At 62.7% G+C, this 23,019-nt stretch carries 22 protein-coding genes; 9 read left to right on the top strand and 13 right to left on the bottom strand.

What is annotated here, in order from left to right:
* Positions 1-2: 2 nt before the first annotated feature.
* From B7Y43_RS07730 to B7Y43_RS07720, 3 genes are all read right to left on the bottom strand, one after another.
* Positions 3-2,702 (bottom strand): ATP-dependent DNA helicase, encoded by a 2,700-nt coding sequence (locus B7Y43_RS07730; RefSeq protein ID WP_374131097.1) that lies wholly within the window; start codon positions 2,700-2,702, stop codon positions 3-5.
* A 62-nt stretch (positions 2,703-2,764) separates the two neighbouring features.
* Positions 2,765-3,253, bottom strand: coding sequence for an SRPBCC domain-containing protein (locus tag B7Y43_RS07725; RefSeq protein WP_374131049.1), 489 nt, complete (start codon positions 3,251-3,253; stop codon positions 2,765-2,767).
* A 5-nt stretch (positions 3,254-3,258) separates the two neighbouring features.
* On the bottom strand, positions 3,259-3,579 hold the full coding sequence (locus B7Y43_RS07720; RefSeq protein ID WP_374131048.1) for a helix-turn-helix transcriptional regulator: 321 nt from the start codon (positions 3,577-3,579) through the stop codon (positions 3,259-3,261).
* A 197-nt stretch (positions 3,580-3,776) separates the two neighbouring features.
* On the opposite strand from B7Y43_RS07720, the gene B7Y43_RS07715 reads away from it, so the two are divergent.
* Positions 3,777-4,244 carry a GNAT family N-acetyltransferase gene (locus B7Y43_RS07715; protein ID WP_374131047.1) on the top strand — a complete coding sequence of 156 codons (468 nt, stop codon included), beginning with the start codon at positions 3,777-3,779 and terminating at the stop codon, positions 4,242-4,244.
* A gap of 268 nt (positions 4,245-4,512) precedes the next feature.
* Positions 4,513-6,084, top strand: coding sequence for a lysine--tRNA ligase (locus B7Y43_RS07710; RefSeq protein ID WP_374131046.1), 1,572 nt, complete (start codon positions 4,513-4,515; stop codon positions 6,082-6,084).
* Here the strand turns inward: B7Y43_RS07710 and B7Y43_RS07705 are convergent, their stop codons facing one another.
* Positions 6,085-7,380, bottom strand: coding sequence for a sodium:proton antiporter (locus tag B7Y43_RS07705; protein ID WP_374131045.1), 1,296 nt, complete (start codon positions 7,378-7,380; stop codon positions 6,085-6,087).
* A gap of 171 nt (positions 7,381-7,551) precedes the next feature.
* Here B7Y43_RS07705 and B7Y43_RS07700 point away from each other — a divergent pair, with 171 nt between their 5' ends.
* Complete coding sequence (locus tag B7Y43_RS07700) at positions 7,552-8,556, top strand: histone deacetylase family protein (RefSeq protein WP_374131044.1); 1,005 nt, start codon at positions 7,552-7,554, stop codon at positions 8,554-8,556.
* A gap of 8 nt (positions 8,557-8,564) precedes the next feature.
* On the opposite strand, the gene B7Y43_RS07695 is transcribed toward B7Y43_RS07700, so the two are convergent.
* From B7Y43_RS07695 to sucC, 7 genes are all read right to left on the bottom strand, one after another.
* A complete protein-coding gene (locus B7Y43_RS07695; RefSeq protein WP_374131043.1) occupies positions 8,565-9,809 on the bottom strand; it encodes a dipeptidase in 1,245 nt (414 codons plus the stop codon).
* Between the two features lies 1 nt (position 9,810).
* The gene (locus B7Y43_RS07690; protein ID WP_374131042.1) at positions 9,811-10,764 is read right to left on the bottom strand and encodes a carbon-nitrogen hydrolase family protein; all 954 of its coding nucleotides are present in this window, start codon (positions 10,762-10,764) and stop codon (positions 9,811-9,813) included.
* Between the two features lie 674 nt (positions 10,765-11,438).
* Complete coding sequence (locus B7Y43_RS07685; RefSeq protein ID WP_374131041.1) at positions 11,439-13,055, bottom strand: hypothetical protein; 1,617 nt, start codon at positions 13,053-13,055, stop codon at positions 11,439-11,441.
* A gap of 190 nt (positions 13,056-13,245) precedes the next feature.
* Positions 13,246-14,175, bottom strand: coding sequence for an electron transfer flavoprotein subunit alpha/FixB family protein (locus tag B7Y43_RS07680; RefSeq protein WP_374131040.1), 930 nt, complete (start codon positions 14,173-14,175; stop codon positions 13,246-13,248).
* The gene (locus tag B7Y43_RS07675; RefSeq protein ID WP_374131039.1) at positions 14,172-14,921 is read right to left on the bottom strand and encodes an electron transfer flavoprotein subunit beta/FixA family protein; all 750 of its coding nucleotides are present in this window, start codon (positions 14,919-14,921) and stop codon (positions 14,172-14,174) included. The genes B7Y43_RS07680 and B7Y43_RS07675 overlap by 4 nt, the downstream gene beginning before the upstream one ends.
* A gap of 16 nt (positions 14,922-14,937) precedes the next feature.
* Positions 14,938-15,180 carry a DUF1515 family protein gene (locus B7Y43_RS07670; protein WP_374131038.1) on the bottom strand — a complete coding sequence of 81 codons (243 nt, stop codon included), beginning with the start codon at positions 15,178-15,180 and terminating at the stop codon, positions 14,938-14,940.
* Between the two features lie 9 nt (positions 15,181-15,189).
* Positions 15,190-16,389, bottom strand: a complete 1,200-nt coding sequence (gene sucC, locus B7Y43_RS07665) for a succinate--CoA ligase subunit beta (RefSeq protein WP_374131037.1) — start codon at positions 16,387-16,389, stop codon at positions 15,190-15,192.
* A 119-nt stretch (positions 16,390-16,508) separates the two neighbouring features.
* On the opposite strand from sucC, the gene B7Y43_RS07660 reads away from it, so the two are divergent.
* Positions 16,509-17,021, top strand: a complete 513-nt coding sequence (locus B7Y43_RS07660; RefSeq protein WP_374131036.1) for a beta-carotene hydroxylase — start codon at positions 16,509-16,511, stop codon at positions 17,019-17,021.
* A gap of 171 nt (positions 17,022-17,192) precedes the next feature.
* Here the strand turns inward: B7Y43_RS07660 and B7Y43_RS07655 are convergent, their stop codons facing one another.
* Both B7Y43_RS07655 and B7Y43_RS07650 read right to left on the bottom strand, forming a co-directional pair.
* Positions 17,193-17,699 carry a nucleotidyltransferase domain-containing protein gene (locus B7Y43_RS07655; RefSeq protein ID WP_374131035.1) on the bottom strand — a complete coding sequence of 169 codons (507 nt, stop codon included), beginning with the start codon at positions 17,697-17,699 and terminating at the stop codon, positions 17,193-17,195.
* A 48-nt stretch (positions 17,700-17,747) separates the two neighbouring features.
* A complete protein-coding gene (locus tag B7Y43_RS07650) occupies positions 17,748-18,683 on the bottom strand; it encodes a ribose-phosphate pyrophosphokinase (protein ID WP_374131034.1) in 936 nt (311 codons plus the stop codon).
* 102 nt (positions 18,684-18,785) lie between these two features.
* Between B7Y43_RS07650 and gltX the strand changes: the two genes are divergently transcribed.
* From gltX to B7Y43_RS07625, 5 genes are all read left to right on the top strand, one after another.
* A complete protein-coding gene (gene gltX, locus B7Y43_RS07645) occupies positions 18,786-20,117 on the top strand; it encodes a glutamate--tRNA ligase (protein WP_374131033.1) in 1,332 nt (443 codons plus the stop codon).
* Between the two features lie 108 nt (positions 20,118-20,225).
* Positions 20,226-20,882, top strand: coding sequence for an energy transducer TonB (locus B7Y43_RS07640; RefSeq protein WP_374131032.1), 657 nt, complete (start codon positions 20,226-20,228; stop codon positions 20,880-20,882).
* Between the two features lie 99 nt (positions 20,883-20,981).
* Positions 20,982-21,329 carry a hypothetical protein gene (locus tag B7Y43_RS07635; protein ID WP_374131031.1) on the top strand — a complete coding sequence of 116 codons (348 nt, stop codon included), beginning with the start codon at positions 20,982-20,984 and terminating at the stop codon, positions 21,327-21,329.
* Between the two features lie 8 nt (positions 21,330-21,337).
* Positions 21,338-22,330, top strand: coding sequence for a bifunctional diaminohydroxyphosphoribosylaminopyrimidine deaminase/5-amino-6-(5-phosphoribosylamino)uracil reductase RibD (gene ribD / locus B7Y43_RS07630; protein ID WP_374131030.1), 993 nt, complete (start codon positions 21,338-21,340; stop codon positions 22,328-22,330).
* A gap of 11 nt (positions 22,331-22,341) precedes the next feature.
* Complete coding sequence (locus B7Y43_RS07625; RefSeq protein WP_374131029.1) at positions 22,342-22,980, top strand: riboflavin synthase; 639 nt, start codon at positions 22,342-22,344, stop codon at positions 22,978-22,980.
* Positions 22,981-23,019: the final 39 nt, after the last annotated feature.

Raw genomic sequence — 23,019 nt, 5'->3', positions numbered from 1 at the left:
ATTCAGGCCCCACTCCTTGCCTCATGCCCCAGCAGCGTGACGGATGAAAGACGCCTCGTAACACGAATCACCGCTTCATCGAGGGTGACGCGAACAATTGGCACACCGGGCGGGAAGGCACTCAGCAGGCGCGAGGGCATCGCAGCGGAGAGCAGCACGAAGGCGCCGCGATCATCCGCGCGCCGGATCAGCCGCCCAAACGCCTGCGCCAACCGGGCGCGGACGAAGCGATCGTCATAGGCCGCCCCGCCCCCGGCCAGTCGCCTGGCGCTGTGCAATACGGTCGGCTTCGCCCAGGGCACGCCCTCCATCACCACCAGCCGCAGCGATCGGCCGGGCACATCGACTCCGTCGCGCAACGCATCGGTGCCGAGCAGCGAGGCGCGCATGTCATCGCGGAAAATGTCGACCAGCGTCCCGGTATCGATCGGGTCAACATGCTGGGCATGCAGCGCTAGCCCCTCGCGCGCCAGGCGATCGGCGATCCGCGCATGGACCGCGCGAAGCCGCCGGATCGCCGTGAACAGCCCCAGCGTGCCGCCCCCCGCCGCAACGATCAGCCGGGCGTAAGCATTGGCGAGCGCGCCGGTGTCGCCGCGCTTCACGTCAGTAACGATCAGCACTTCGGCGGCATTGGCATAATCGAACGGGCTCGGCGCATCGAAATGCGCCGCCGCATGCGCGAGATGATGCGCGCCGGTACGGGCGTCCGCCACCGACCAGTCGCCCCCGCCCTTCAGCGTTGCCGAGGTGATCAGCACGCCCTGTGCCGGTTTCAGCACAATTTCGGCAAAGGGCCGCGTCGGATCGAGCCAGCGGCGGTGGATGCCGATGTCATATTCGCGGCCCTCGACGCGTTCGACCGCCAGCCAATCGACGAAGTCAGGATCGGCCGGGCCGCCGACGCGCGACAGCAGCGCTAGCCAGGCCGCAACGGTATCGGCGCGCCAGGCGAGTGAGGCGATTGCCCCTTCGATCCGCGCGCGCGCTGGGCCGTCCAACCAATCGGGGCCATCGGTCAGCACCGCTTCAAGCCGCCGCCCGAGCGCGACCAACGGGCGATAGAGCGAATCGAGCGCTTGGCCAGCCTGCCCCGCCGCGTCGATCAACGCAGCATCGGGCTCGGCGAGTTCGGTTTCCAGGCCATAGCCCGCATCTTCCTTGCTATCGTCGCGCGCATAGACGAGCCCGCGCACCGCCGCGAGCAATGCCTCGATTGCCCCAAAGGGCTGCCCCTCGCCGATTCGGCCGAGCCAGCCATCCGTCGGCAACGCCCGCACCGCCTCCGCCGCCTCGCCAATCGCCCGGGCGCCTTCCGCATCATAGCTCGCGACATCCGACAGGCGCGCCGCCAGCCCGCGCCGCCGGCCACGCCCGCCCGATTCGGGGCCAGTCACCCAGCGGCGCAATTCGATCGTTTCCTGCCCGGTCAGCGCGGTCGCGAACATCGAATCGGCGGCGTCGAACAGATGATGCCCCTCGTCGAACACATAGCGGCTGGGGCGGGTGGCCGTTTCGCGCCCTCGTGCCGCGTTGACCATCACCAACGCATGATTGGCGATGACGATATCGGCGTCCGCACTCGCGCGGGCCGCCTTTTCAATGAAGCATTTGCGGTAATGCGGGCAGCCGGCATAGACGCACTCACCGCGCCGGTCGGTCAGCGCGGTCGGGCCGTTGCGGCGGAACAGCGTCGGCAGCCAGCCGGGCAGATCGCCGCCAACCATATCGCCATCCGCGCTATAGGCTGCCCAGCGCGCGACCAGCTGCGCGAGCACCGCTGCCCGCCCCTGGAATCCGCCCTGCAACGCATCTTCCAGATTGAGCAGGCAGGCGTAATTCTCGCGTCCCTTCCGGGTGACGACCTTGGCGCGGCGCATGGCGGCATCGGGGAAGAGGCGCGCGCTTTCATGCCCCAATTGCCGCTGCAGCGTTTTGGTGAAGGTGGAGACCCACACCGCCCCGCCCGCCTGCTCGGCCCAGAGCGAGGCAGGCGCGAGATAGCCGAGCGTCTTGCCGATCCCAGTGCCCGCCTCGGCCAGCACCAGATTGGGCGAATCGCGCATCATGCGGGGGGCGAAGGCGGCGGTCGCCGCCTCGGCAAAGGCGCGCTGGCCGGGGCGCTGCTCTGCTGCACTGCCGGTTAGCGTCGCGAGGCGGACCTGCGTTTCCGCTGGGTCGATCGTTACAGTGCGCGGCGCCGGACGAGGCGCGCCCTCGCTCCATTCGGGCAGTTTAGCGAACAACCAGCGCTCCGCCGTTTCGGGCTTGGCGATCCGGTCGACCAAGGCAGGCACCCACGGCCAGCGTAGCCGGGCCAGCGCCTGCAACGACGTCCACGCCCCTTCGCGCTCTGGCCAATTGCCCTTGGTCTGCGCAATCAGGGCGGCGGCGGCGGCACGCAGGAACGGCGCGATCAGGTCGTCGCGAAGCGGCTCGTCAATCCCCGTCGCGCGCGCCAGGCCGCGCGGCGTCGGCACCATGAACTGCGCCGAGCGCAGAAACGCGAACAATTCCAGCAGATCAAGCCCCGACAGCTCGGCATAGCCCAGCCGCTGGCCGACCAGCGCGGCATTGAGCATGATCATCGGCGTATCGGCGGCAAGCCTGATCGCCTCGCCGCGCCCGACCTGCCGCGTTTCGCCCTCATGCGCGATCCAGATGCCGCCATGGCTTGCGTGGAGCGCGGGGTAGGGGAGCAGAGTCACACCCGCTTGTCGCCGTCATTGAACAGAATGGCAACATCTAGCCGTCGCCGCTTCGCTTATTCGGCGAACAGGGCATCCAGCTGGTCGAAGCTGCCGGACCAGCCGCCAGTCATCGATGCCATCATCTCGGCGAAGGAGGCGCATTCCTCGGGCGTGGCGTCGATCGGTTCCCAGCTAAGGTCAATCCGGGTGCCACCCTCCGCTTCACTGAACAACACCGTCGTCAACATCTCCAGCGGGAAAAGCGGCGCGAACGCTGCGCGAGCGCGGTTGCCCTCGGCATCCGCGAATCCATGAACCCAGACCAGCCGGGTTGGCGGCTCGACCACTTGAAACACAAATTTGCTGAACATCTCGGCCCCATCGGGCGCCTCCATCCGGCCACGCCATTCGCCGCCGGGGCGCAGGTCGAACGCCAGCATGCTGCCCGCCGAGCCCTTCGGCCCGAACCAGGCGGCGAGCTGCTCCGGTTCGGTCCACGCCGCCCAAACACGGGCGAGCGGCGCAGCAAATGTCCGCGTTATCGTGAAGCGCGCCGTCGCCATGTCATCTAGTCCTTGTCCTGCTGCAGAAACTGATCGAGCTGGTCGAAACTGTCGGTCCAGAGGCTGCGCAAACCGTCGATCCAGAGCCGCGCCCCGTCCAGGCTGCTGGCCTTGAGCCGTCGCGGACGCGACTGGGCCATCTTGCCAGCCTCGATCAACCCAGCCGCTTCGAGCACCTTCAGATGGCGGGAAATGGCGGGTTGCGTGATCCCGAAGGGGCGCGCCAGCTCGGCCACGGTCGCTTCGCCCGATGCGAGGCGCGCGAGAATCGCCCGCCGCGTCGGGTCTGCCAAGGCTGCGAACTGACGGTCCAACGCGCTTTCCATAACATACTGCTTATATAACGATTCAGTTATTGACAAGCGGCAACGTTGTGCTCGTCTTCAGCAAGCGGTAATGGTCAACCTATGTCCGCCTAACAGCCTCCCGCCGTGCATGATGCACGGCCCAGACCTCGGCCCCCAAACTGGGCCGATCGTATCAACCGCGCCCTCGTCAGGCGCGTGTGAAGGTGGCTATTCTCATGACCTATCTTATCAACGTGCGCCCCCTGCTGCGGACCGACCTGCCCGCCATTGCCCCGGTACTGGAGGCGACCGGGCTGTTCCCCTCGGCTATGCTCGCCGATATGGCAGCACCCTTTCTCGACGGTACCGCGCCGCATATCTGGCTCGTCGCCACGATCGGTGGGCGGCTCTGCGGCTTTGCCTATTGCGAGCCCGAGCGCGCGACCCAAGGCACGTTTAACCTGCTCGCCATCGCCGTCGCACCCGGCGATCAAGGGCAGGGCGTGGGCAGCACGCTTGTCGCCACGCTTGAGGCACGGCTGCGCACCGATGCCGCCCGCGTGCTGATCGTCGAGACGTCGGCGCTTGACGCCTATGCCGATAGCCGCGCTTTCTATCTGGTGCGGGGCTTTAGCGAGGAAGCCCGCATCCGCGACTTCTACGACGAGGGCGAGCATAAGGTCATCTTCTGGAAGCATCTCTAACCATCGCTGCCGGGGAGCGGCACCGGCCAGGTGTCGCTCCCCCGGCCATGTTGGCGGCACGCGATTCGCCTGCGCTGTCCTACAAAGGGCTGAAGCTGACAGATTGTTCGCCTGTCGACCACGCTTGATCCCAGCCGATTGCCGCGCCGCAGCGCCATGGGCGTCGGTTGCAGAAAGGCATTGGCAGCCCGCAACTTCCGCAACTTTGCCCCCGCCTGACCGGAAACGAATTTGCGATTTCACACCGAACGCGGCACATGCTGGGGCTATGACTGATACCGATCTTCGCACCGCCGCACTCGCTTCCAAGGCCTGGCCCTATGAAGAGGCGCGCAAGCTGCTGAAACGCTATCCCGACGGCAAGCCTGCTGACGCGGCGATCATCTTCGAAACCGGTTATGGCCCCTCCGGGCTCCCGCATATCGGCACCTTCAACGAGGTGCTGCGGACGACGATGGTGCGCCACGCCTTCCAGGCGATGTCTGACGCGCCGACCCGGCTGATCGAGTTTTCTGACGACATGGACGGGCTGCGCAAAGTGCCGGACAATGTGCCCAACCAAGCGATGCTGACCGAAAATCTCGGCAAGCCCTTGAGCCGCATTCCCGATCCGTTTGAGAAGTTCGAGAGTTTCGCCGCGCACAACAACGCGATGCTCCGCGATTTCCTCGATCGCTTCGGCTTTGAGTATGAGTTCATCTCCTCCGCCTCGCAGTACGAGGCGGGGGTGTTCGACGACGCGCTCAAGGGCGTGCTGCGCCATTATCAGGCGATCATGGGGGTGATGCTGCCGACTTTGCGCAAGGAGCGCGCCGCCACCTATTCGCCCGTGCTGCCGATCAGTCCGAAGACGGGCGTGGTGCTGCAAGTACCGGTTGAAGTGGTTGATGCGGAAGCCGGCACGATCCGCTTCACTGACAGCGACGGCGAGGTGCTGGTGCAAAGCGTGCTCGGCGGCCAAGCCAAGCTGCAATGGAAGGTCGATTGGGCGATGCGCTGGGTCGCATTGGGCGTTGATTACGAAATGTACGGCAAGGACCTGATCGACAGCGGCATCCAGTCCGGCAAGATCGCGCGCGTGCTCGGCGGCCGCCCGCCCGAGGGGCTGATCTATGAGATGTTCCTCGACGAAAAGGGCGAGAAGATCTCCAAGTCCAAGGGCAATGGCCTGACGCTCGAGCAATGGCTCGATTATGGCACGCAGGAGAGCCTCGCCTTCTTCGCCTATCGCGAGCCGAAAAAGGCCAAGCAGCTCCACATCGGCGTCATCCCGCGCGCGGTGGACGACTATTTCCAGTTCCGCGGCAATTATGCAGGCCAGCCTGTCGAGCAGCGGCTCGGCAATCCGGCGCACCATATCCATGACGGTGCCGTGCCCGATACCAACCCGCCGGTGACCTTCGGGCTGCTGCTGAATCTGGTCGGCGTTCTGGGCGCAGGGGCAACGGCAGAGCAGGTGCGCGGGTATCTCAGCAATTATGTCGAGGGGGATATCAGCCCCGAGCTCGACGCCCTGATCGGTCACGCGCTCGCCTATAACCGCGATTTCGTCGCGCCGACGCTTGTACGGCGCAAGCCCGCAGGCGGAGAAATTGCTGCCCTCGAGCGCCTCGAGCGCGAACTGGCACCGCTCCCCGCCGACACCTCGGCGGTCGATCTGCAGAATATCGTCTATGCGATCGGCAACGAAGGCGGCTTCGACAATTTGCGCGACTGGTTCGGCGCCCTGTACGAAACCTTGCTTGGCTCATCGCAAGGCCCGCGCATGGGCAGCTTCATCGCGCTTTACGGGATCGAGAACAGCCGCAAGCTGATCGCCGAGGCGCTCGCCCAGACCTGATCAGTGCGTCGCCTCCGGATTGACCTTGGCGCTGCCATAGCCCGTGCGCAGGGCCAGCGCCTCCATCGTCATGCTCTGGATCACGATCGAGAAGATGACGACCCCAAGCGAGGCGGCGAAAATGGCCTCGCGCTCAGGGATGTCGGGCAACGATAACACCAGCGCGACTGACAACCCGCCCCGCACCCCCGCCCAGGTGAGGACATTATAGAGTTTGATCGGAAATCGCTGGCCAAAGGGAATCATGATGACGCCAAGCGATGCGATTGCAATCCAGCGCGCTATCAGCACCATGGCAGCACCGGCAGCCATCAGCGCCAGCGCCATCGGGGTGAAATCAAGCGCGAATGCCTTGATGCCGACGAGGAAGAACAGCACGGCATTCATCCCTTCATCGATGACATGCCATAGCGGGCGCAGATATTCCTTCGCATGGGGGGCCAGCGAAGCATCCGCCCAATTTGTCGCCAGAACCAACCCAGCCGCCACAACACCCAGCGGCCCCGACAGACCAAAATGCAGGGCAACGGCATAAACCACCGTCGCTGTGGCAACGGTGATCAATGTTTCCGTGATCCAGTCATTGACGGCGTACAAAATCACCACGGCGATGACGGCAACAGCAAGCCCCAGCGCGATGCCGCCAAAAGCTTCGATTCCCGCGTGTTGGGCCAGCACCACCAAATCGGTATGTGCTGCCTCGCCACCACCGGTCTGGCCAATGGCATAGGCCAGCAATGCCTTGAACAACACCACCGCCACGCCGTCATTGAACAGCGCCTCGCCTTCCAGCTGGGCCTGGAGACGCGGCTCCAGATCGGTCCGCTTGGTCATGGCCAGCACGGCGATCGGGTCGGTCGGGCTGATCAGCGCGCCGAACACCAATGCCCAGCTGACCGGCATGGCGATCCCGGCAAGAGCGCATACACCCCAAAAGGCCGCCGCGATCAGGCCAGTGGTGATCACGGTGCCAAAGACAGCCAGCGCCGCAACCGCCCACCCCCGCTGGATGAGTGCCGCGATGTTAACGTTCATCGCACCCGCAAACAGCAGATAGGCCAGCATGAAATTGAGCACGAGCTTGGGATAATCAATCTGCTGCTCGACTGATTTGAACATGGCGCCAACCGCCCAGTCGGGCTTCGCCAGGTCAGCCAGCGCGACCACGCCGCTAAACGCCAGGCCAACGATCAACAATCCCACCGCAACCGGCAGTTTCAAGGTCTTGGCGTTGATCCAGCAGGCAATGGTGGTGACCGACAGGATCACCGCCGTCAGTTCAAACAGATCAAGCATCGACTTTCCCCCGCGCAGCCAGCTGTGCCGGCCTTCCCCAGTTACCCTTGTTACGCTAGCGACAATCTGGACAGCAATTCACGGACTGGGCCGGAATCGTTCGGATTCTGGTATCTGGATAGCAGGTTCCGTGACTTTGTGCACCGCAAGACGCGCAGGCTAGGAGAATTCATGCGGCAATTTTTCTCTCCTCGACAATTGGCCCATGCCCCAGCGCAGGAGCTGCACAATGGCGGCTTCACGGCCTATGCTGAAAGCCCCGCGCGCGCCGAGCAAATGGTGGCGGCACTGGCTGGCCTCGAAATGCCCTCCGATCATGGCGAGGCAGCAATCCGCGCAGTCCATACGCCCGATTATCTCGATTTCTTGCAAACGGCGCCGGCGAAATGGGCCGAGGCGGGGCGGCCGGGTGACGTGATCGGCTATGTCTGGCCGGTGGTAGGACGGCGTCCACTCACGCTGAATCGAATCGATGCGCTGGTCGGCCAGCACAGCTTTGACGCCAGCACACCGCTTGCCGCAGAAACCTATGAGGCTGCCTATTGGAGCACGCAAAGCGCGCTGTCTGCGCTCGCGGCTGTGCAGGGCGGTGACCCTGCAGCATTCGCGCTGTGTCGCCCGCCCGGGCACCATGCCGGGGCGGATTATCTGGGCGGCTATTGCTATCTCAACACCGCTGCGATCACCGCACAGGCAGCGCTTGATGCGGGCGCCGGGCGGGTCGCGATCCTCGATATCGATTATCACCACGGCAATGGCACCCAGGACATTTTCTACGATCGCGGCGACATATTCTACGCCTCGCTCCATGCCGACCCCGCGACCGATTATCCCTTTTACTGGGGCCATGCCGATGAGCGCGGCGCGGGCGAGGGTCTTGGCGCCAATCTCAATCTACCGCTGCCACAAGGCACGACGCTTGAGGGTTTCCGCGCCGCACAGACCGTGGCGCTTGATGCGATCGCTCACTTCGCGCCCGATCTGCTCGTCGTCAGCTTCGGGGCGGACACCTGGGAGGGCGACCCGATCAGCCACCTCAAACTCACGACCGCCGATTACCCCGTGCTCGCCGCCGACATCGCCGCGCGCGGCTGGCCGACGGTGATCCTGATGGAGGGCGGCTATGCGGTGGGGGCGCTGGGGGGGAATGTCGCGGGGTTTCTGGGCGGGTTTTAGGGCGGGTTTTAGGGCCGGTCCGTTGCGTCCACCGGCGGCATCCCCGCCATCGATTTCGCCACCGCCTCCACCTTTTCCATCACCCGCAGGATATTGCCGCGCGCCAGGCCCGCCAGGTCAGCGTCGCTCCACCCGCGCCGCGCCAATTCGGCGAACAGCGCCGGATAGCCATCGACGCCGGTCATATCGCGCGGGGCGGTGCCGTTGATGCCGTCATAATCGCTGCCCAGGCCAATATGCGCGTGGCCCGCAACCTTGGCGATATGCTCGACATGGTCCGCAATCGTCGCGGAAGTGACGACCGGTTCGGGGTGGCTTGCCTCCCATGCCAGCACCGGCGCAGCGGCGTTGGGGCCATAGACTTCCGCTGAAGCACCCACCGATTTGGCATAGTCGGTCCGCGCCTTGTCCCAGTCGCGCCACGCCTGCGAGACGAAGCTGGGGTAGAAATTAACCATCACCACCCCGCCATTCGCACCGATCTTCGCCAGCAGATCGTCGGGAATGTTGCGCGGCGCATTATCCAGCGCGCGCGCTGAGGAGTGCGAGGCCATCACCGGCGCCTTGGTGACGCTGAGCACCGCGGCCATCGTCGCATCCGAGACATGGCTGATATCGACGATCATGCCGATGCGGTTCATCTCCGCCACCACCTGTTTGCCAAACGGACTTAGCCCGCCGCTCCGGGGTTCATCGGTCGAGGCATCGGCCCAGGGCAGGCTCGATGTATGGGTGAGCGTCATATAACGGACGCCGAGATCATAGTAGCGGCGCAACACCGACAACCGCCCATCAATCTGATGGCCGCCTTCGACCCCCATCAGCGACGCGATCTTGCCCGATTTTTCGATCCGCCGGATGTCGGCAGCGGACCCCGCCATTTCGAACGCGCCCGGATTGGCGGCGACGAAGCGCTTGACGATGTCGATCTCCTCCAGCGTCATCTCCACCGCGCGGGGGCCGAGATTGTCCGCCGTGATCCAGACTGACCAGAATTGCGCGCCGACATGGCCTTTGCGTAAGCGCGGAATGTCCGTCTGGAGCGGGATCGGCAGTTTGGACGTGTCCTTGGTCAGGTCGAGCGCCTCGACCTTTGCGTCATGATTCTTGCGAATTTCCCAGGGCAGGTCGTTATGGCCATCGATCACCGGACTGGCGCTGAGCAATTTCTCGACCCGCTGGGCGGTGGCGGGATCGGCAGGCGCCGGGGCGGGAGCGGCCTGGGCAAGGATCAGCAGCAATGGCGTCAGCATGTCATTTGTCCCCTTGGTCGTTTGTGGTCGTCGTCACTGGCTGGCGAGCGCGCGTATCGACCGTCAGCGTAAAAACATCCGGCCGGGCGTAATGGCCGCTGACGTCGAGATCATAGCGCCCGCGCATGATATCGATCGGATCGATATCGGCGACCAGCACCGCCTCCTGCCCATAAATCGGCCCGGCGAGCACATCCCCCATCGGGCTGACGATCACACTGCCGCCGCGGATCAGCACGGTTGCGGGGTCATTGCCCTGGATGCAGTCATAGTCGGGCGGGGCATCAGCGCGCGTCATATATTGGCACGCGCTCAGCACGAAGCAGCGGCCTTCATAGGCGATATGGCGCATCGTCGTTTGCCAAATGTCGCGATCGTCGACCGTCGGCGCGCAATAGAACTCGACCCCTTGCGCATAATAATGCTGGCGGAGCGCTGGCATGTAGTTTTCCCAGCAGATCGCGGCGGCGACTTTGCCGATGGGGGTCTCGGCCACGTTGAGAGTCGAGCCATCGCCCTGCCCCCAGATGAGCCGTTCGCTGGCGGTCGGCATCAGCTTGCGGTGGCGGGCGAGCAGCGCGCCATCCGGACCAAAGGTGAGCGCAGTGCAATATAGCGTGCCGCTCCCCCGCTCGATAACACCGACCACGAGGGTGGCGCTGGCGCTTGCCGCCATCTCGCCCATGCGCTGGACTTCGGGGCCGGGTACGGTGATTGCCGACTGCCAATAGCGCGCGAAATCATCGCGGCCCGCGGGCGTGCGCGAGCCGACGCGCGCGCCGAAATCGAGCCCCTTGGGATAGCCACCAACATAGGCCTCCGGGAACACGGCGAGCTCGACTTGTTGCGCCCGCAGGCTTTCGACATGCGCCGCCATGCGGTCGAGCGTGGTGGGGGTGTCGAACAGGGTGGAGCCGGCTTGGACGACGGCGATGCGGCGGGTGGGAGTGGTCATATCATCGGGCCGTTTCGCTGCGGTGGACGAGTGTGAAGTTGCGGAAACTGCGGGTTGCCATCGCTTCGCTTGGCGGCGCCGAAAAGCCACGCAGTCCGGGCGGCGGGCAAGGGAGCGGCAGCAGCGATCATGGAGACGATGATGGCATGAATTGGGGGCTAGAGGACAGTGACTTGATCGGGTCAGCACGTGGCCCCCGGCTTCTGGGGAGGGGAGGGAGTTACCAGCCGGGCACAAGGCCGGGAAATGATCGGGTTTATGGCGGCTAATGTCCAGAAGGCCGGCATGCAAAAAACCGTCCGCGTGTCTGGCAATCCCGCTGTCTCATAACCAGTGCGGACGCGAATGTTCCCTAATGGTCGCACTGACCATGCGTATTTTCAGGAGGGCAGCACTTCAGTGAAGCGAGCAGGTTGTCCCGCTTCGGGGATAAGGCGATCGACGGTGTGAAAGAGCGAACGGAAGTGTAGCAGGACTCGTTGTTGTAGGACAGAAGTGGCGGGTTTCGCCCAGGCCCTGTCGCTTCGTGGTCCTCGTTACCGGCCCAAATAATTGTCGTTCGTTTACCCGGCGAAATAGACCGTCATGGCCAGCCATTCTCGCTGGGGAATTAAGTATTGTGTCCCCGTAATTTGTGTCCCCGTAATTTGCCGCTGACTACGCCGAATTCGTTCTTAGCGGGTTGAGCAGACCGACGCAGGTGACTGGGGAGAAATGTCGGACGAGGTTCTACGCGGGTTGGACAACTGATTTCCTTTGACCTGCGTTAGCGGAGGCGGTTCGATGTTCAGTCTCTGCATGGCAACGAAGAGCGCCTGTCGCCGGTCCCAATCAAATCGGTCGCGTGACGCATTCCACATCGACAAAAGTGCGGGCATTGCCAATTCTCGTCCAGCAACACCAACGCGGCAAATTGCCTCGATCCCCGCATTGTTTACGTTGCCGCCTGACGCGCGCGGGTTGATGAGGAAGGGCATGGCTTCGACGCCCAGATCACCAAGTCGTCGGATAAGGGTTTCCGCTTCCCAGAGCCAATGTTCATCATCAGCCTTGTTATAAACCCCAAGAATGCGCGGTTTGAGTTGTCGGAAGATTTCATCCGGCAATCGGGCGAGCAGGCCTGCAAGTATTCTACCACTCTCACGCGCCTTGCCGCGGTGCGTTCCGGTGATCGCTGCCGATTTTTCCACGCCAATCATGATCATCGTCGATTTTTGCGAAAGTATACCCGAGTCTCGTGCGAGCACTCCAACATCCCAATCTGGATTATCCAACAAAGGGTCTGCAATCATCGCATCCAGATTGGCGAGCTGGCGTTGAAGTGTTTCGCTTTCGATCTTCTCCATACGGGCAAGGATTACAGCCGGAGGCGACCCCGCCTTTCGTTCCGACTTCGCAACAGGTCGTAAACCTAACGCACGTGCTAAGGTGAATAAATCTCGGCGGTACCGTGTCGATCCAGAGACTATCGGCGTAAAATCATCCCGCAATAAGACCCACACACAATCCCAGCTGGGCGCGCCCGAGTTTAATGCACAGCCCATCACTGGCATCGGAATCCAGTAAAGCGGCGAGGCGGTTCCCCCGCGCAGTTTCACTCTCTTGCCATCGGGTGTTTCGATCGTTGTTGTTGCATTCTGAATCGGGAGAAATGCTACCTTCGAGTGGGATTTTTCTACTTTGATCCGAATAACAGGCATCTTGGGAGCTTCCGGCATACTGATAGTGCAGAATCTTCTTTCGAAGCCCGTGCCCCCGAGTGCTTCTCCATCGTGGAACCCGAATGTGTAGATTCTTGCCGCGCTCAGCGACGAGTTACCCCTTACTGCATCGCATAGGGCTCGATCGATCAGCCGCGTCGAACGCACTTCCTCCGGTTGTTTCTCATTCGCCAAATAAGCGGCCTCCAAGGCGTAGTTCTGCGTGTACCATTCAGGAGAACCATCTTTATCGAAAACGAGAGCCTGCCGGTTGGAATTGAAGGGAACATGAACTTGCGCGTTTGCAATATCGTAGGCAGCGCGCAGTGTTTTCAAAGTAAAATGATCATATGCCGCAAAACCGAAATTCGTGACGTAAACGATGAGCGGCAGCAGAATCCAAGCACGGTAAACCCTGCCCGTCAGTGCTTCTATTGCGATGCCAATGAGCCCGGCATTTATGAGAATCACCGACCAGAACATGGCCAGCATCAACATCATAAAGATCCCGGTCGCCGGCGATTTCTGAAGCAGAAATACGATCCCGGTGGCAACAAAGAACAGGAGCGAGTTGGGAAGTGCGCGACGCATAAGCGCTTCAATGCATGAAGAAATATAAAGACAATGATAATTGAAAACTGAGCGATGGGTCGACATCGCCCGAAATAATGCCTCTACAAAGCAATCGGACCTTCAATCGATATGCTGGTTTGCAACAAGCCCAAAAAAAGGGCGCCGCGATCTCTCGCAACGCCCCTTCTAGATTCGAAAATGTTAGCGTTTACAGCTTTCCCGTCAACTCCGGCACAATCTTGAACAGATCACCGACCAGCCCGTAATCCGCCACCTGGAAGATCGGCGCATCCTCATCCTTGTTGATGGCGATGATGGTCTTTGAATCCTTCATCCCCGCCAGATGCTGGATCGCACCCGAAATGCCGACCGCGATGTACACTTCGGGGGCGACGATCTTGCCGGTCTGGCCGACTTGATAGTCGTTGGGGACATAGCCCGCATCGACCGCCGCGCGGCTCGCGCCGACGCCGGCGCCGAGCTTGTCGGCGAGCGGTTCGATAATCGTCGTGAAATTCTCACTATTTTGCAGCGCCCGACCGCCCGAGACAATGATCTTGGCACTCGTCAGTTCGGGGCGTTCCGACTTGGCGATTTCCGAAGAGATGAAGGTCGACACACCCTTTTCCCCCGTCGAGCCGACCGCTTCGATCGCGGCCGAACCACCCTCGGTCGCGGCCTTGGCAAAGGCGGTGCCGCGCACCGTCAGCACCAATTTGGCGTCGGACGATTTGACCGTGGCGATCGCGTTGCCGGCATAGATTGGCCGGGTGAAGCTGTTGTTACCTTCAACCGACAGGATGTCGCTGATCTGCATCACGTCGAGCAATGCAGCCACGCGCGGCGCGATGTTCTTGCCGGTCGAGGTGGACGGCACCACGAACGCATCGTGATGACCCATCAGCTCCGCGACGAGCGGCGCGACATTTTCGGCGAGCGCATGTGCAAAAGCCGCATCATCGGCGACATGGACCTTGCCCACGCCAGCGATCTTTGCAGCCGCTTCAGCGACCGCGCCAACGGCTTGCCCGGCGACCAGCAGGTGGACTTCACCCAGCTGGCTGGCAGCGGTGACTGCCGACAGCGTGGCATCCTTGACGGTGGCGCCGTCATGTTCGACCCAAACCAACGTCTTCATGCGACCACTCCCAATGCCTTCAGCTTGCCGATCAGTTCATCGACATCGGCGACCTTCACCCCTGCACTGCGCTTGGCAGGTTCCTCGACCTTAACAGTGGTGATGCGTGGGGCGATATCGACACCGTAATCCGCCGCGGTTTTCTGCGCGAGCGGCTTGGCCTTGGCCTTCATGATGTTGGGCAGGCTGGCATAGCGCGGTTCGTTGAGGCGCAGGTCGGTGGTGACGATGGCGGGGAGCTTGAGCTCGACCGTCTCCGATCCGCCGTCAATCTCACGCGTGACCTTGACGGTGTCGCCGGTCACTTCGACCGCGCTGGCAAAAGTGCCCTGACCCCAACCGGTGAGCGCGGCGAGCATCTGGCCCGTCTGGTTGTTGTCATCGTCGATCGCCTGCTTGCCCAGGATGATCAGCCCCGGCTGTTCCTCATCGGCAATCGCCTTCAGCAGCTTGGCGACGCCGAGCGGCTCGACCCGATCTTCGGTGACGATCAGGATCGCGCGGTCGGCGCCCATCGCGAGCGCGGTGCGCAGCGTTTCCTGCGCCTTTTGCTCGCCGATCGAGACCGCGACGATTTCGGTCACGACGCCCTTTTCCTTCAGGCGAATAGCTTCCTCAACCGCGATCTCGTCGAACGGGTTCATGCTCATCTTGACGTTGGCAAGATCGATACCCGTGCCGTCCGCCTTCACGCGGGGCTTTACGTTATAGTCAAGCACGCGCTTGACGGGGACCAGTACTTTCATGTGCTTCCTCTTCGTATCAGTTCGTCAGTTCGAGACGACGCTCGATCCGGTCAAGACGGCGATTGATATTGTCGATTGAAATCTGTTGCGCAGCATCCGCCGCCGACAAATTGGTCAAATGCTGCATGATCGACACCACCGATCCTTCAAGTGTCGTCATCCGCGCCGACATTTCGTCGAGCCGACGCTCCATGCGGTCAAGCGACGCCTGAAAGCGCTTCATGTGCTCGAGCAGCAGATTCTCGACATTGTCGTTCATCGCTGCCTTTTACGCTGCCTTCTGCACTTCGGCGACGATTTTCCGTGCGGCATCGCCCAGATCATTGGCGGGGACGATCGCGAGGCCCGAATTGGCCAGGATGTCCTTGCCTGCTTCGACATTGGTGCCTTCCAGTCGAACCACCAAAGGCACCGACAAATTCACTTCCTTGGCCGCCGCGACGATGCCCTCGGCGATGATGTCGCACTTCATGATACCGCCGAAGATGTTGACGAGGATGCCCTTCACGTTCGGGTCGGCAAGGATGATCTTGAACGCCGCCGTCACCTTTTCCTTGTTCGCGCCGCCGCCGACATCGAGGAAATTGGCGGGGAACATGCCGTTGAGCTTGATGATATCCATCGTCGCCATCGCGAGCCCGGCGCCGTTGACCATGCAGCCGATGTCGCCGTCGAGCTTGATATAGGCGAGGTCATATTTCGACGCTTCGAGTTCGGCGGGGTCTTCCTCGGTCTCGTCGCGCAGCGCCATCAGGTCCTTGTGGCGGAACAAGGCATTGGCATCGAAGCCGACCTTGGCATCGAGCACCAGCAATTGGTTGTCCGTGGTGACGGCCAGCGGGTTGATTTCAATCTGCGCGGCATCGGTGCCGATAAACGCGTCGTAAAGCTTCGATGCCGTGTTCGACGCCTGCTTAGCGAGATCGCCGGTCAGGCCGAGCGCAGCGGCAACGGCGCGGCCGTGATGCGGCATGAAGCCAGTTGCGGGATCGATGTCGAGCGTCTGGATCTTTTCCGGCGTGTCGTGCGCGACGGTTTCGATGTCCATGCCACCTTCGGTTGAGACGACCATGCCGATCCGCCCACTCGCGCGGTTAACAAGCAGCGCCAGATAAAATTCCTTGGCGATATCGACGCCATCGGTGACGTAAAGCCGGTTGACCTGCTTGCCATGTTCACCGGTCTGGATCGTCACCAGCGTGTTGCCAAGCATGTCGGTCGCCGCCGCACGGACTTCATCCGCGCTGCGGGCGAGGCGAACACCGCCCTTGGCTTCGGGTGGCAGCTCGACAAATTTGCCCTTGCCGCGACCACCGGCATGGATTTGCGCCTTTACGACATAAAGCGGCCCGGGCAGCTTCTTGGAGGCCTCCACCGCTTCCTCGACACTCATCGCGGCAAAGCCGGCGGGGACGGGGACGCCATAGGTGGCGAGCAGTTCCTTGGCCTGATATTCGTGGATGTTCATAAGGGCCAGCGCCTTTGCAAGGATCGGGAATCGGGTTGCCTTAAGCACAGTGTGAAGACCAAATCCAGATATGCCTTCGTCCTATCGCCTTCTGCGCGCGCCGGGCATATAGTTGGCGCATGTCGATCATCGCCGGTTTCGCCCTGTTCTTCGCCACCATCCTGGGGATGGAGGTGTTCGCCTATGTCGTTCACCGTTGGGTGATGCATGGCTTTGGCTGGTTCCTGCATGAAAGCCATCACCAGCCCCGCACCGGCTTCTGGGAGCTCAACGACTGGTTCTTCGTGATCTTCGCGACGCCGTCGGTTGTGCTGCTGGTGTTGGGGACGAGCGGCACAACGGGTGACTGGGCGACCTGGCTTGGCGCCGGGATCGCAGGCTATGGCGCGATCTATCTCGGCTTTCACGACATCATCGTCCATCGCCGATTCGAAACCGGCTATGTGCCGCGCTGGAATTACATGAAGCGGATCGTGCAGGCGCACCGGCTGCACCATGTCGTGGAAACCAAGCACGGCACGGTGAGTTTTGGCTTCATCTACGCCCCCAAGCCCGAAGCGCTGAAGGCCGAGTTGAAGCGGCGGCAGATGGCGGGGGTTCGCGTCTCGCGGGGGGCATTGGAGAAAATATAGCCCGCTAGTTTAGGGTCTGATGACTTTGGATTGGACCAACCCAAACCCCGTTCGCTCTGAGCGAAGTCGAAGCGCGTGGGCTTCGACTTCCCCCGGACCTGATCCGGGGCCGAACGGGTATGCGGTTGAAGCGACCTTACCTTATCACGCTTTAGTACGCGGCGGTCCGGGTCAGTCCCTAAAGCGGCTGGGTCGAGCAAGGCCGAAATGGGCGCAAAGCGCAGCGACATCGTGGCGATCGACATCCCTCGGCTCGAACCCATTTCTAAAGGCCAGCACGAACGGCGCAGCCACGCATCGCAGCTTGACGCCATTTATGGTGCCGCTGCCGCAAAGGGCGCCGACAGGGTACATCGCATTATCTTTGGGATCGCCCAGAATTCCATTGCCTTCACCATCCGGGACAAAGCCATGAAGATCGACTGAATGCCCCGATTCATGGTGAAGCACCCAGTTCCATTCAGGGTCGCCAGCCCGCGCCACGCGCACAAACCCCTCAGGGTGCAAGGCGTGCTCGAAGGCCGCCAAATCGGCAAAGTGCACGGCTAGGTCGAGATCGCTATGCTCGCGCGTTTGTTTGCCCAAAAGCGCATCGACGCCCCATCCGCCGTCGATCCAGAAGGCGAGATTAGCGCGATCAAAACATTGGCACAGATGGATAACGTCCTCTGCTTTCACGGTCTGGCCTCTTCGCGGTGCGGCTAACGCAGCCTTGGCCGCGGGTAATCAGTCAAACAAGCTCGACACGCTCGATTCATCGGCGATCCGCTTGATCGCTTCGCCCAGCAGTGGCGCGATCGTTAGCAGCCGGATGCGATCGGCCCCCTTGATCACGTCATGCTGGCCGATCGAATCGGTGATGATCAGCTCGCTCAGCGCCGATCCCTCGACGCGGGCGACCGCGCCACCCGACAGCACGCCGTGGGTACAATAAGCGATGACGCCCGCCGCCCCCGCTTCTTTCAGCGCAGCAGCGGCATTGCACAGCGTGCCTGCCGAATCGACGATATCGTCGATCAGGATGCAGAAGCGTCCCTCGACATCGCCGATGATGTTCATGACTTCGGATTCACCCGCGCGCTCGCGACGCTTGTCGACAATGGCGAGCGGGGCGTTGTTGAGCCGCTTGGCGAGCGCGCGCGCGCGGACCACGCCGCCGACATCGGGGGAGACGACCATCAGGTTGCGATCACCATAACGCGCCTCGATATCCGCCGCCATCACGGGCGCGCCGAACAAATTATCGGTCGGGATGTCGAAAAAGCCCTGGATCTGCCCGGCATGGAGGTCCACCGACAGCACCCGGTCCGCACCCGCCACGGTGATGAGATTGGCAACGAGCTTGGCCGAAATGGGCGTGCGCGACCCGGATTTGCGGTCCTGCCGGGCATAACCAAAATAGGGGATCACCGCGGTGATCCGCCGCGCCGATGCACGCTTCAGCGCATCGATGCAGATCAGCAATTCCATGAGGTTGTCGTTTGCGGGATAGCCAGTCGATTGCAGCACGAACACATCCTCGCCACGGACATTTTCGTGGACTTCGACGAACACTTCCTCATCGGCAAAGCGGCGCACACTGGCCTGGGTCAGCGGGATATCGAGATAGCTCGCCACGTCGCGCGCCAGCGGCATGTTCGAATTGCCGGTCATCAGCTTCATCTGGCGCACCCCATCATAACAGATTTGTGACCCCTTAGAGCGCGTGTCCGCCAACGCAAAGGGGGCATTGCCGCTTGCGGCCTCGCTGCCTAGAGCACGGCTATGACCGTCACCACCCGTTTTGCTCCCTCGCCCACCGGCACGCTGCATGTCGGCAATATCCGCCCCGCGCTGCAGAACTGGCTGCTGGCCAGAAAACTGGGCGGGCGCTTCATGCTGCGGATCGACGATACCGATGCCGAACGCAGCGAGGAACGCTTTGTCGAGGCGATCCGCGCCGATCTCGCCTGGCTGGGGCTGGAGCCCGATGGCGAGGAACGGCAGTCTGAGCGGTTCGACCTGTATCAGGCGCGGTTTGATGCGCTGCTGGCGGCGGGTCGGGTCTATCCGGCTTATGAAACCGCACAGGAGCTTGATCTCAGGCGCAAAATCGCCGCTGGGCGCGGGCTACCGCCCGTCTATGACCGGGCCGCGCTAAAGCTGAGCGATGCCGACCGCGCGAAACTGGAGAGCGAGGGCGTCCGCCCGCATTATCGCTTCAAACTCGATCATGACACGCCGATCGAGTGGGACGATTTGATTCGGGGGCACCAGAAGCTTGACCCAGCGACGATGAGCGATCCGGTCATCCGCCGTGCTGACGGGACCTGGCTCTATATGCTCCCCTCGGCGATCGACGATGCCGATATGGGCGTCAGCCATGTCGTGCGCGGCGAGGATCATGTCTCCAACACCGCGCTGCAATTGCAGATGTTCGCGGCGATGGGCGTCGCACCGCCGCAGTTCGCGCACGCGGCCTTGCTGGTCGGCACCGAAGGGAAGCTATCGAAGCGGCTCGGTTCGATCGGGGTCGAGGCATTTCGCGAAAACGGTATCGAGCCCGAAGCCATCATCGCGCTGCTTGCCCGGCTGGGGACGAGCGATCCGGTCGAGCCATTGTCCGACCGCGCCCCGCTGATTGCCGCGTTCGATCTCGCCCGCTTCGGTCGCGCGCCCGCACGCTTCGATGATGGCGAGCTGGAAACACTCAACGCCAAGATTATTCACCAGCTCGATTTTGCGCGAGTTGCTGATCAGTTGCCACCCGGCATGGACGCGCCGACATGGCAAACGATCCGCCCCAACATAAAGATCATCGCCGAGGCGGCGGATTGGTGGCGCGTGATTGAGGGCCCCGTCGAAACCATGTCAGCCCCGGAAGACCAGGCCTTCTTGGCTGAGGCCAAGGCGCTGGCCGCCGCACTGGATTGGGCTGGTGACCCCTGGCACGCGCTGACCGCCGCGCTCAAGGTCAGCAGCGGGCGCAGCGGCAAGGCGCTGTTCCTCCCGCTCCGTCGCGCGCTGACCGGGCTGGATCATGGCCCAGACATGGCGGCATTATTGCCGCTGATCGGGCGCGACCGGGCTCTAGTGAGGCTATCCAGCAACGGCTGAGTGCGTAGCTGACGCTACGGAACGCTAGCTTGCAGCCATTCATGTTATGTTGTACCATCACTGAACCGGACGATTGATCCGGATAGCGGAGAAGATGGAGAACAGGCCATGTATGCTGAACGAAATGACCGGCCCGGCGCGATCAAGCCCGGCAGCCTGGCGATGGCGATAGCGATCAACGCGGGCGTTTTGAGCGCGGTGCTGCTGGCAGCGCCCGAGATCATCAAGATCAAGCCGCCGGTGCCCATTGAGATCATCAACATTCCGATCGAGCCCCCACCGCCGCCAGAGCCCGTCCAGCCAAGAGCGAAGACCGATCCCGCGCCCCAACCGAAACCGATCCTCGCCGACCCCATCATCAAGATCGATCGCCCCGTGGACGTCACCTTCCCCGGCACGACCATCATCCCGACCGGACCGACCGGCACCAGCGAGGGTACAGGCGTCATCATCGATCCCCCCGCGCCGCCGCCGGTGTTGATCGAGCCCAGCATCGATGATCGCTACCGCAGCAGCTTCCAACCCGCCTATCCGCCCGCCGAACAGCGCGCCGAACGCAGCGGTTTTGTCGTCGTTCGCGTGCTGATCGGCATTGATGGCCGCGTGAGCGCTGTCGAACGCGTCAGCGCGACCTCTGACGATTTCTTCGAAACAACCCGGCGGACCGCGCTCGGCAAATGGCGTTTCAAGCCTGCGACGCGCGGCGGCGCGCCGGTTGAACGCTGGCGCGTGATGCGGGTGACGTTCCAGATTGAAGAGGCTTGATCACCGCCACGGCATTGGGCGCGCGACGGGCATGAGCGGGCACGACAGGAGATAGGCGGGGGGCTGGCCTTGGCGGCTTGCCCGCCCTATCTTGCGGCCATGAACTATTTCGCTCGTTTCTCGCCCTTGCGCGGCATTCGCGATCTGCGGCTTTATCTGGCGCAGCGTCGGCCTTTTGAGCTTGGCTTTCTGGCGCTGTCGGTCGTGGTCACATCGGCGGTCGTGGCGGGCTTTGCCCATGATTCGCACGCTGACCGGGTGTATCGAAAGAACATCATCTATGTCGAGCAATGGCCCGCCAGCCGGAGCGATGCCGAGATCGCGGCGCAGCAGAAGATCGACCAGGTCATCGCGCACAAAAAGCAGGCCGAGTTGGAAAAACTGCAGAAAGAACGCCAGGCCGAGTTCAAACGGCTCGATGACAAGCTGAAGGCGATGGGCATCTGACCAGCCCATTGGCCAGCGCGACCGCCGACGACGCCCGCTGGATGGGCGCAGCGCTAGCCTTGGGCGCGCGCGGACGCGGGCGGACAGCGCCCAACCCCAATGTTGGTTGCGTCGTCGTCAATCAAGGCCGGGTGATCGGACGGGGCTGGACCCAGCCCGGCGGCAGACCCCATGCTGAGGCGATGGCGCTCGACGAAGCGGGCCCTGCAGCAAGCGGCGCCACCCTGTACACAACGCTGGAGCCCTGCGCGCATCAGTCGTTACGGGGGCCGACATGCAGCGATCTGCTGATCCAGCACCGCGTGGGGCGTGTCGTCATTGCGCTGGGTGACCCCGATCAACGGACCAATGGCGATGGCATTGACCGGCTGCGATCGGCCGGAATCACCGTGGTGACGGGTGTCCGTAGCGATGACGCGTGGCGATCCATGGCTGGCTTTCTGACGCGCCAGGCGCTGGGGCGGCCGCAGGTAACCCTCAAGCTCGCCACCTCGCTCGACGGGCAAATCGCCATGGCCGATGGCAGCAGCCGCTGGATCACTGGCCCAATGGCCCGCGCCCATGGGCATTTGGAGCGATCCCGCCATGAAGCGATTCTTGTCGGGCGCGGCACGCTGGAGGCCGATTCGCCGGCGCTGGACGTGCGGCTGCCCGGGCTTGAAGCGCATAGCCCGCGCCGATACCTGCTCAGCCGTCGCCCGGAAGACGGCCAGCGCGAGAATGGGCAATGGACCGTCATTACCACCCCAGCAGCGATTGCCGATCTGGAGGGCGTGAACGACCTGCTGGTTGAAGGGGGCGCGCAAACAGCCGCCGCTTTCCTGGCGGCCGATCTAGTCGATCGGTTGCTGCTGTACCGCGCGCCGATCCTGATCGGGGCGGGCAGAGCGGCGCTCGGCGATATCGGGCTCGCTACATTGGAGGCGGCACATGGCCGTTGGCGACGCCACGATGCGCGCGAGCTTGGCAGTGACCGCCTCGAAGTCTACGAGCGTGGGTGAGGATAGGGCAAATGTTCACAGGCATCATCACCGATATCGGCACGATCGACTTGGTCGAGCGACGCGGCGACACGCGAATCGTCGTCCGATCGACTTACGATATGGCGACGGTCGATCTGGGGGCGTCGATCGCCTGTTCGGGCGTGTGTCTGACGGTCATCGACAAATCGGGTCCAGGGGTGCCCGGCTGGTTTGCGGTCGATGTGTCGGGCGAAACCGTCAGCCGGACGGCACAAGGCCAATGGACAGAGGGGCGGCGGCTCAATCTCGAACGCGCGTTGAAGATTGGGGATGAGCTTGGCGGGCATATCGTCACCGGCCATGTTGATGGCATTGGCGAAGTCGTGTCGATCGTGCCCGAGGGTGGCTCGCACCGCGTTGATATCCGCTGCCCGGCGGAAATCGCGCCGTTCATCGCGGCCAAGGGATCGGTGACGGTCGATGGCGTCTCGCTGACGGTCAACAGCGTCGCCGACCATGAAGGGGGAAGCGCCGTCTTCGGACTCAACATCATCCCGCATACCTGGCAGGTGACGGCGTTCGGCGACATGGCTGTCGGCAATGCGGTCAACCTGGAAATCGATGTGTTGGCCCGCTATCTGTCGCGCATGCGCGAGCGGGTCGTCATCGACAAATCGCTTTTGATGTGATGATGGGCTTGACGATCACATTGTGATGTGATTATCTCC

The organism is Sphingomonas sp. 28-62-20 (assembly GCF_002281505.1).
Note: the sequence above shows the minus strand (reverse complement) of the source record. Positions and strands in the feature narration are given on the sequence as shown.